Below are 11,345 nucleotides of genomic sequence, written 5' to 3'. Positions count from 1 at the left end.
TGCAGCGGGTAGAGCCTGTGCCTGTACATCCTGAATGGGCGGATATTTAATGTATGGAATTGTTTCCTCCGCGCTCCAGGCCGTTTCCAGCACCCCATTCGGGCACATCTGGGAAGTCACAACAGCCGGAAACTCCTTCACCTGAAAACGATAAACAAACCCCTTTTCGGGATTATAAAACGAGTAGGACTTTTTTCCGAAGACGGTGTCAATTTTTACCGGAATCGTGTCTTTTTCCCGAAAAATGCGTACGATATTTCCCCAATTGGAAGATAGATTCGGGCTGGGACGCCTCCAGAAAATGGTCATCTTTCCGGGAAAAACCACCGTCTTTTCCGGCAAAATTTCAGGTGCCCGATTAAAATAACTGGAATCTACAGTGGAGTTTTTGTCTAAATCCAACAGATTGGTGGCCGTCACCCGGTAATGGAGGCATTTGTAATTCGGAACCGTGGTGTCCGCATCTACAAATTCCGTTGGAATCGAATAATCCGTGGTGTCCATCTGGATGGCAGCAATTTTGACCGGAGATTCTCCAATCCCCCACCGGTAGATTTCGTAGGATTTTACCGGCAGGATCTCTGTATTCGCCTGCCAATTCAGAAAAACATGTCCGGCGGGCAAAGAATCATTCCGAACCGTCAGGTGAAAATCCGAAGGCGGACCGGCTTTGGTTACCACAAAAGGGCGCGACCAAATGGATTGACTTCCCACCGAATAAATCGCACGCACGCGAACCGAGTACCGGCCTAACCGGGGCATGGCCCAAATAAAATTGCTGACAGAGGGATCGGTAAGGTAAAAGCTGGAATCCACAACACCCGTCACGTGCACCTCATATTTGTAAATGTCATCCTTGATGTAATTTTCCCAATAAAAATTAAGGGCATCGGCCTTGGTGTACAGATTTCCCTCGTAGGAAATAACCTCCCCCAGCACCTTGAGCGTCGGGCCAGCCAGGCATTGTGCCGATTCCTCATCCTGAATCTGATCCAATTTGCGTTCGTTTCCCACATGGTCAATACTGCCCACTTTATAAAAAACCACATCATTTGTACCAACCGACGCAAAAGGGTCCTCGTAGCGGGTCAGTGATGTGGTATCAATTAGGGTGTAGGTGCCATTGGCGCCGATTTTTCGGTAAACGAAATAATAGGCGACGCCGGTAACGGAATCCAACGGCTTCTTCCAGGAAAGCAACATATAGCCCGCCGTATCGCCCACAACGACAGGGTGAATGATGTCCAGATCGATGTCCTCTGGCGGGAACACGTCCTGACGCTCCCAGACGGTATCCGACCAGGCGCTGTAGTTCCCAAAATGATCCTTGTACTGGACGCGAAAATGGTAACGATGGTGGTTGATGTAGTTCCCGTCATTCTGCCCGTTATTCGAGAGGTCAAACGTGTAACGAATGGAATCGTATGCAAAATGCGACAGGGGAATCCAGGCGCTGGTTTTACCATTTTCTTCGTAGCGGCTTTCAAAAAATTGTTTCCCCGGTTCCCAGCGAATGGGGAAATATTTCAGGCTGTCCCGAATGGCCTGAAAGCGGATGGAATCCGGCAGATAAAGAATTTGATTTTCATTTCCGGGCCGAATATCCTGTACAAAGATCGTGTTGGTGACACCCTGTTTGTAATAGTCAATCCACGAATAATCCGGTCTCGACCAATCATACCAGGCCGTTATCTCGGGTACCGGCAATTTGGCCACGGGGCCCGAAAATTCCCCGCTTCCCTCATTTCCAACCGCATCCACGGCTCGAACCTGATACGCAAAGGATTCCGTTGGAGGATCCATGGGATAATCTACAAAAACATAGGAAGAGTCGTCGGCACCAACCGTATCTTTGGCCGGAACCGTGGCAATGAAATGAATCGTCAGTGAATCGTTATCGCGCATACGGTAAATGTTATAGGCCTTTACAAAACTAATGGCATCGGTTGTGCCTTTCCAATAAAGGTGAACCTGACGAAGATCGTATGAAATAACGGAATCAAGGGTTACTTTTCCCGGAGGAGAGGCGTCTTGCGTAGAATAGACGGTATCCGAATGCAATTCAACGAGACCCGCATCCGTTTGCAGGAGGGTTTTTACAAAATAAGAATAGCGCTGGCCATCCGACAGATTATTGAAAACGGTTTCCCTTTGATACCGGGTATCGGCATTCTTCCCCAGACGTACCATCCCTGAACTTGAAATAATTTCCTGCGAAAAAGGGGCCTGAGAAGGATACCAGACGATTGTGTTGCTTAAACCTTGTGAAAATTTGGGCTCCTCTTTAATAAACGGACGCACCCAAACTGTAAATCGCGTGGTATCGGTAAGTTGCACATCGGTTGAGTTGTCTTTCAAAACCTGCGAAATAATGTTAAAGGCAAACCGCCCGGTTTTAGGAACATTGGATTGCGTATTAATGGTAAACGGAACATCAAATGTCCCCCCCCATCCGGCATCGCTGAAGAAGTCGGTCCATTCCACAAAGGCCGGCACCTGAGCTGCACGTACCGCTTTATCATTGGATTGATTAACCAAATAATTGCTGCTTAAATAGGTCACCCTTAGCGTATAACGGGTTGATTTTCCTAAATCGACGGTATCCTTAAAAGCAACAGGAGTTTCAACAGTTCCGGAGGCCGTGGAATCCAATCGAAACAATTGATAGCGAACAAACGGCTCGGTAACTTGTGCAAAATCAAGATGACTGAATAGTAATAAGACAAAGATAACCAAAAAAGAAATAGAGTATGTTTTCTTCATTTCTCCCTCTCAATTTTTTATTTAGACAAAATTAATTTATGATGAATCGTTTGATTTGGGGTAATGATCTTCAGAATGTACATGCCGCTGGGTAACTCCCGTCCCGAAAAGGACCTTCCATTCCATACAAAACTGTGTGGTCCCTTCTCTAAAACGCCTTCACTCAGATGGTACACTTCTTCTCCGATCAAATTAAAAATTCGAACATCAACAGACTGAGCAGCAACTAAATTAAATAAAATTTTTGTAGAAGAATTAAACGGGTTGGGGTAATTTTCGACGATGAAATTATTCACCGGTTTAGAAATAGTAATGGATTGTACATTTGAATAATGACTCTTACCGGAAAAATCAACCTGTCTCAAACGATAAAAATAGACTCCAGGATGCAAATTCCTATCCGTAAAGGAATACGCATGCTCGTTTCCGGATGTCCCGCGTCCCTTGATAAATGCAATATCCGCAAAGCGGGAAGTTGAATCTTTTCGTTGAATATAAAAACCATAGTTGTCCGTTTCAGATCGGGTTTTCCAGGATAGACGGGCGGCACTCCCGGATTCAATGGTTACTTCCCATTCCGACAACTCCACAGGAAAAATATTTCCAAAATACGCCATAATATGGAAAGGGGTTGTTACGGTAAAGATCAATGGATTGTTGGTAGTAGTCGTGTCGCCACTCCAGCTTAAAAAATGATAATTATTTTCCGGATAGGCCGTCAGAGTGATTTCTTCTCCTTTTTCAACCCAAACACCCGGAGGAGGAGGCACCGTTCGCCCCGCATTTGGACGATTATATGTGATGGATATGAAGAGTTCCTCTTCAAAATTTGCCGTCAGCGTTTTTGAGGTGTCCATCTTTATGGTTCCATTTTCATGAATGAGTAACGTATCTCCGCTCCAATACATAAAACGGTAACGGATAGAGTCACCCACCGAATCATACTTTTCTACGGAAAAGGCTGCCACCGAATCCTTGTCGTACCACCCCTCACCGAGGGGATGATCATATTCCGAATGAAGGGTTAAGTAATATTGTTTTCGATAAAAAATAGCCAAATCCAAATTCGTTGAATCCAGCACAATCGGATGATTCATCGGCAAACCATCACTTCGGTGATCAAACACATACCGAACAGATTCAGACTGGCCGAGTACAGAATCGACAGAGATCTGATGGGATGAAAACGCTGAACAGTCAATGGAAAAAGGTGTTGAGTAATCTTTCCCATCAATTTGCACATGCAAACCCTCTATATTTGATTGAACAGCCAATTGAATAATTCTTTCGATAATCAGGCGACCGTTCCTAACGACAATCGCCGGGGTTCCGTTGTTGAACATAAAATTTCGAATTTCCAATTGCGTTGAATCGCCAACCGTCCCGATTGCCAGGAATCTCATAATTATAATGGATCCCGATCCCTCCAAATAACTGAGGCCATACGCGCCCACTCGCAATTCTCCTGAATTATTTTCATTGACAAAAGGGACTCCCCAATTCTCTGCAAGGGTGCCTTCAAGCGTTGCATCAATCGGTGAAAGCACGGAATCGTTAAAATAGAAATCAAATTGAAAGGATTCTATATTGGAATCCGTAACGTCTCCCACGCAAACAGGAATGCGAATGGTATCTCCCGGACTCACATGGAAACTGTCCACACTCACGGTTATTTGCGCAAAAACAGACCGGCTAATGAGCATAAAAAACAAGACCCATCGTCCACACGTCCACACTTTCATCGAACCGACCTCTCCTATTTTAAAAACAAGACTTTTTGACCGAAATTCTTTGTTTTGGTTCTTAAAAGAATATAATAAATGCCACTTGAAACAAAAGAATTCTGGTTATCTTTTCCTTTCCAGATAAATGAATAGCGCCCTTTGTGAGAAGCGATTGTTTTTGAAAAAACCAGCTGTCCAAGTGCGTTAAAAATAGACAAATTTATTGGGGTTGACTTTGAAAGATTCCCCTCAATCCGCGTACTCATATTGAATGGATTGGGATATACTGAGAAAGAATCTTCCACCGGTTCTTTTTTCTCTTCTTCTATACCATTCATTAAAATATTACGATTAATTCTATTGTCCAGCTGAATTCGATGAATTACTATTTTGAAACGTTCCTCGTTCTTCCGTTTCGAAAAAATAAGTTTAAAATTCCCCAATCTAACACTCGATTTTTCCGGATGGAAGCATCCCAATTGAACGCGGCCCTTCCGAATATTCCGAACCGTTGACCAATTTTGCATCGAGACAGGCCACTGGACACGTTTAAATACAAACGCGTCCGAATTAAATGAAAAATCGATAGAGAAAGAACCCAGACGATGTACCCCCAAATTCGGAAGACTTACCACAACGTTTGAATCATTTTCAGTTAATTGAAACAGGTTTTGCCTGTCCGAATTTTTCAAGGCTAAAGAATAAACACTGGCATCAGGCCAGCTGCAATCGACATCCCCCATGACAACTCCGCCTTCGGAAATCGCGACACTATCTTGTGTTTCATTCAGCACGTCGGGAACCTGAGGGAAATACCAGTGTCCTATCACTCCCCCTGCGTTCAGGCCAACGGCTGTTTTGGCAATCAACAACGCATCGTAAATCGTAATCTTTCCATCGCCATTGGCATCAGCCGCCATTTTGGCGTCTTCTGCCGGTTCAACAATACCTATGGCCGTGGCTGCGGCCAAATAGGCATCATAAATGGAGATGGCTTTAAGATCTTCTTTTTCAGATTCTTTTGTAAAGCCAATTGTGTAAGTATTCCCCAGTTTTAGAGATGTTTCAAAATGCCCATTCGAATTCGTCACAATTGTATCAGCTGAATACACTGTGGCACTATCTTCAATAGATTTAATAGTTACCGAGACATTGTCAAGGGGCTCTCTTTGCGCAAAGGAAACCTTTCCATTAAGAACGTAAGTTTTTCTATAATCAATAATTAACTCAGGCTGCGCATCAAATGAATCCTTCGAATCCAGAGAAACCCAGCCGCTATCCGGTGAAATTATTGCAATATTTAAGCCAGTTTTAATGGAATTATCCGGCGCAAGCTGAAATGTAATCCAATTGCCTTTGTTAAATTGAGACTCCGTAACTGCCCCCAAACACGTATCCAGAATGTCTGGTTGTGTGTTCCATGTTATTGAATTTTCATCCCATTCAGACCCTACCTTTCTCACATACAATTGGTTCATATCCCCCTGCTTGTTTCGAACATGCAAGTTCAGCCAGACTTTTCTCGCATTCCCCTGAGATGACACAGAAGGAAATTCTAAAAAGGAATACCGCTTTTTACCCACCATTAAATAAAGCCATCCCATATTGGCAATGTTTCGGTAAGGCCCAATAATACCGGCATCTTCCGTAAAAGAATCTTGAATCGGTTTAAGCAAAAAAATATCTGTTGTACGCGTTTTAAAGCGCAATGGGTCACTAATCGATTGAACCCCCCGACTATTTTGGGAGATTACCCGGACCTCATATTCTTTTCCCCGGGAAAGCCCGGCAATAACATACTCAAAATCCTTTCGAGGGATTTCAAAAAAACGGGTACTATCCCAGCCGGTTGAATCCGTTTGTCTGTAGATTAGTCGTGAAATCGCCGGTTTAAAGAACCGCCACTTTAATCGAACGGCATTCGCGTAGACCTCCGAAACAGAAAATGATTCCAACTGAGGGCTTTCCGTTACCGTTTCGGAAAGGAATTTTTTTACGATTAAATGAGAAAAAACCGGACCAACCATTGCCGGATATTGCTGATAGCCAAAATGGGTGATGTAATCTCCGCTGATGGTTCGGTCCCGCCCCAAATAAATATAGCGAAGTAAAAAATCGTGTTTATGCACGGTTGTTAAAATGAGAGAATCGTCCCTGAAAAATTGAATCGAATCCCTTTTCCAGACAAATTTCAGGCGGTAGGTTTGATTCAAATCCCAGGGAAGGGAATCCCAGGGGACGATCACCCGCCTGTCATCCTCATAGGTCGCCGATTGTAATTTCACACCGTCAAAATAGTTGAATCCCGTGTGGAAATTCCAATCCGCATCCAATAGTTCAATTTGATGATGCTCGCCCCAGTGATTGGTATACATCGACAGCACATGATGCCGCCTAAATGTGTTTTGAATTTTTGGATTAAAATGTGTTACCGTAATTCCCAGGGATCCAGAGGAAATATATGTCTTTAAATCATAAAAAATCATGGCGTTGGTTGAAGAAACTTTCCATCCCCCTTCGGGCAGGAATTCTCCGTCCGTTACCGCTCCAATGGAGGACTGTTTGAGTGAATCAACCAATACCAAAACCGTATCACTGTCAGCGCTATCTATCTGAGCTTTCGCAACCGGTTGTCTGACCAGGGTTAGAGCAGAAAAGAAGAAGATAAAGAAAAAACGTGTCATGAAGCTCTATTTCTTATTGGATATTTCACTGATTTTATTCACAAGATCCGTTAACTCCTGATAGGTAAGGCGCTTATCCTGTAAATCCTGAATAACCATTTGCGCAATCCGGGTGTAATCTTGTTTGGTTAATTTATGATCGGCTGCCGCATTGGCAAAGTCATCAAGGGCCTGCATCACACGATCCCGGTTGTGCGTGTAATAACCATCCGGAAATGAGGAAAAAATTTGCTCAGCCGTTGAGGAAACCACTGTGTTTAAAAATTTCTGCTGCAGAGGTTTTCGAAAAAGAAAAGCAACGCTCAATAAAAGAACAATCACAAAAAATACTGAAATAATCCCTCCCAAAAAGCCAACTTTCAACCCGGCTTTATAGGACATTTTTTTTTCTATTGATAAAAGCTTTTCAAGCTGCTGTCCGCGGTTTTCAATACTTTCCACAAGATATTTCCTTTGTATTCAATAAATTTAAACATTTAAATGAGCACACAACTTTCAATAATATAAGCAATATCTCTTTGGGATTCAACTGCAAATGCGGCATTTTCCAAACAAATAAGGAAGCGAATTCTCTTTCGGCTCCGCAGTTTCCGGTTGGCAAAATGTGGCCCTTTAGATTCGTTTATACAGAATCTTGAAGGGCCAGAATTTCAAAACACATTTGATTCCGTAAAATTTTTATTATTTAAGCAGAATCATTTTTTGTATTTTTCTCATCTTCCCAATCTGCAACCGATAGAAAAACAGACCCGATGGAACCGTCCTGTGTTGGTTATCCTTTCCATCCCACGTGATTTCATGTATTCCCGAACGAATCCGAGGAAATTTGAAAGAGATGATTGCCTTACCGACAATATCGTAAATAGTCACCGTGGCATCTTTATTTTCATAATTTTTCGGAACGGAGAATTGAATGGTGGTGCTGCTGTTAAAAGGATTCGGATAATTTCGCAACAGGACACTCGAAATCGGCACCTGAACCGACACATTGATTTCCTGTGACACATGAACCGCACCATTCAGGTCTGCCTGTTTCAAGCGGTAGCTAAACAGACCCGGCTTTTCGGGAGCATCTTCGAAACGATAGGCATGAGGCTGAACGGATGTTCCGGCACCTTTCACAAAACCGACCTTTTCAAAAAACCCGCTATTTTTCGCTTTTCGCTGAACCTCAAACCCCAGATTATTGGTTTCTGTCTGCGTTTCCCAGGTAAGAATCACCTTCCCTTCATCAGAAACCTTTGCCGCAAAAGAGGACAATTCCACGGGGTAAAACTGGGAAAATGGTCTTTCTCCCAAAGCCCACAGAGAAAAATGTGTCAGACTGCTCGTTTGAATGAGATTATTCAGTGTATCTACCACTGCATTATCTAAATAGTGCCAGCTGTTTCCCAGGTCATCACTCCAGCCTAACTTCAAAGAATCCTCCTGCTGAATGCCTGCCTGACGCACCTGGCTGTCAGAATATTGAAAAGACAACGACCAGGTGTAATTACCCAGATTTCCATTGATGAGCAAATATCCACCCAGTGTATTGTTGAAGTAGAATTTTGAACTTTTACCCAAAAAATTGATTGTCACATATTTTTCAAGCGTATCTTCTTCACTCAGTGTAAACTGACCCGAATTTTGTGTAGCGTTCTTAAAACTGATCAGCAGCCGTGACGAATCATCACCGGCAACTACGGTCGTATCCCGTCCACTGAGGTGAACAAGCCTGGTTTCCCGGGGGGGAACCGGCAACACGGGACAAGGCGGGGTTCGGTGCCAGCGGCTGAAAGAGGTTCCATTTGAAACCCGAAAAACAGCGTACAGTACATCTCCTGCGTTCAGGTCGGAAGGCAGAATATGTGTCTGATCAGCAAGCAGTGTATCCATCACGCCGTTACGGAACCACTGAATCTCAGGCGTAACCGTTTGACTATCTTCAACCGTAAACTGCAAGGTAATCGTGTCGGTATTTGCCACGGCATATCGATTAATCCCAAAAGAGGAAATCACAGGGGACAGAATCTTTTGCTGGAACCTGGCTGTTGCAGTTACCGGGGCGCTCACATTCAGGGATATTGGGTTTTGATTTCCGGAAATGGTTCCGTCCCAGGCCAAAAACCGGTACCCTGAATCGGCCACAGCATGGAGGATCACGTCCATTCCCTCGGTGTACCAGTCTTGGGATGGATTAATTTCCACCGATCCGGAATGGGATGGATCAACGGCCGTTGTTATTCCAAATTGATGCTGAAATTCAGCACGCTCCTGAACAGGATGATTGACTGTAACGATGAAACGTGCATTCGGTGAAACCTGAGTCCCCGTCCAGCCAGAGAAAAGATAGCGTTCCTGACTATTCACGGCAACCAGTGAATCTACAGAAAGTGTGGCCACAGAACCCGATTTGTACCATCCGGCGCCGGTTACGGTTCCCTGAGGCGACGTGGCCGCCACGTTGTAATATGTATCGTAATAGGCCTGAAAGGTTTGGGAACTTGAACCGACTGTAATAGTCTGACTTTGTCCGCCATGGTTGTCCCAGTGGTTAAATTGATAGCGGGTGCTGTCGCCATCCACTTGGGGCGTAACGGCTTCAAAACGATGAGATTCTCCCACAGCCCAATTAAAGGAAACCGGCGTCTGGTACTCAGCTCCATCCACGTTAATCTTCAAACCGGAAGGGTTGGTTTTAAACAATATTAGCGTTTTGGCAACCTCAAAATTGGCCTGAATGCTCTTGGGTCCATCCATGTAAACAGATGTCGGATTTTGCTTCCCCTGCAAATCTCCCTGCCATTCCATGAAAGCATAGCCATCCCCGGCCACAGCTTCGACCTGCACCGTTTTCCAGGCCGAAATCCATTCCCCCTCCTCACTTGTTTGAATCGTACCGGTACTTTCCGGATTGACGGTCGTTGATAAATGGAATTGAAGCGCATAGCGGGCAGCAAATTCCATATTATTAGAAGAAATAGTCACCTGATGGCTGCGGGCTCCCCGATCACTCCAATCAATATACTGGTAACGCCGCCCCGGTCCCTCGGGAGATTGGATTTCAGGTGCTTCAATGGTATGAACGGAATTGGGTTGGGCACGAAATGTGTGTGGAGACGAATAGGTTTGGCCATCCACAACAATTTGTAAAACCGTCTGCGTGGCACTCGTCTTTTCCGCACGAACGGTTACCACGTACCACTCATTATAATTGGCTGTAATCGTTTTGGCCCCATCAACAACCACCTGAACGGACGGCTGGCTTCCGCTTGCGTCACCCGACCATTGTAGAAACTCATAGCCTTCATTGGCTTGTTCGGTAAATGTAACCTTTGAATTCTCAGCATGCCACCCGCTGGAAGGCGAAATTGTTCCTGCGTCCTGCGGGCTTACTTGAACCGTCACGTAATATTCCTTTGAAAAATTTGCTGTCAGGGTACTCAATGTTGACGTGACGTGAACGGAGTGGCTCTGTGCCCCTCCGTCACTCCAATTTTGCCAGACATAGCGAACGCCACTCCCCCCATTTTGTGGGGAATTCACATCAACTGAATGGGTGGTTCCAATGAGCCAATTGACCGTTACTGGGGCGGTCGACTCATTGCCATCGGCTTTGATTTTCAGTCCCTCCGGATTGGTGTGGAGGGTAATCTGCCGATATTGACTAAAATTGGCGGTGACGTCAATCGCCGAATTGAGCGTCACCGATTTTGGATTTTCGTCTCCCTCCCAGGAGCCTGACCAATTCAAAAAACCGTATCCGTTAGTGGGTGTTGCCTTAAACGAAAGTTGTGTGTTTGCATCGTACCAGCCGCTGGCAGGTGAAACCGTTCCCCCAGCCGTGGGAGAAGCTTGTGTTTGAACATAGAACTGCGTTTTGTACGTGGCCGTAAAAGTGGCATCTGTTTGAGGCGTTTGAATGGTGTGATTTCGCGTTCCTCCGTCACTCCATGCAGTCCAGACATACTTCTTCGTTGTGCCGTCGTTCTGTTCCGCCACGGCTTCAATTGTGTGGGATGTTCCGGGCTGCCAGGTAAAGATCTGGGGGGCCGTTGCGGAGGTTCCATCCACGGTAATTTGCAATCCGGTTGGATTTGTAGCAATCGTGATCTGCGGCCAGTGCTTAAAATTGGCGGTTACCTGCCTTCCTGAATTCATGGTCACTTTTGCTGTAGTTGTTGTTCCCGAC

At 44.9% G+C, this 11,345-nt stretch carries 5 protein-coding genes; all 5 read right to left on the bottom strand.

Going from position 1 to position 11,345, the window contains the following annotated elements:
- A partial coding sequence (locus GXO76_12090) for a hypothetical protein (GenBank protein ID NOY78599.1) occupies positions 1-2,763 on the bottom strand: 2,763 nt, incomplete at its 3' end.
- Positions 2,764-2,780: 17 nt separating this feature from the next.
- A complete protein-coding gene (locus GXO76_12085) occupies positions 2,781-4,505 on the bottom strand; it encodes a T9SS type A sorting domain-containing protein (protein NOY78598.1) in 1,725 nt (574 codons plus the stop codon).
- Positions 4,506-4,519: 14 nt separating this feature from the next.
- Positions 4,520-6,196: a DNRLRE domain-containing protein gene (locus GXO76_12080; GenBank protein ID NOY78597.1), complete on the bottom strand. Its 1,677-nt coding sequence runs from the start codon at positions 6,194-6,196 to the stop codon at positions 4,520-4,522.
- Between the two features lie 981 nt (positions 6,197-7,177).
- Positions 7,178-7,552, bottom strand: coding sequence for a hypothetical protein (locus GXO76_12075; protein NOY78596.1), 375 nt, complete (start codon positions 7,550-7,552; stop codon positions 7,178-7,180).
- Positions 7,553-7,852: 300 nt separating this feature from the next.
- Complete coding sequence (locus GXO76_12070) at positions 7,853-11,314, bottom strand: T9SS type A sorting domain-containing protein (protein ID NOY78595.1); 3,462 nt, start codon at positions 11,312-11,314, stop codon at positions 7,853-7,855.
- Positions 11,315-11,345 lie beyond the last annotated feature (31 nt).

It is taken from the genome of Calditrichota bacterium, assembly GCA_013151735.1.
Classification (GTDB): domain Bacteria; phylum Zhuqueibacterota; class JdFR-76; order JdFR-76; family BMS3Abin05; genus BMS3Abin05.
The sequence above is the reverse complement of the archived record's forward strand: the minus strand, read 5'-3'. Positions and strand labels throughout refer to the sequence as shown.

Coding starts and splice junctions, on each gene's coding strand:
- GXO76_12085 (NOY78598.1), bottom strand. CDS start 4,505: ATGAAAGTGTGGACGTGTGGACGATGGGTCTTGTTTTTTATGCTCATT.
- GXO76_12075 (NOY78596.1), bottom strand. CDS start 7,552: ATGTCCTATAAAGCCGGGTTGAAAGTTGGCTTTTTGGGAGGGATTATT.
- GXO76_12070 (NOY78595.1), bottom strand. CDS start 11,314: ATGAATTCAGGAAGGCAGGTAACCGCCAATTTTAAGCACTGGCCGCAG.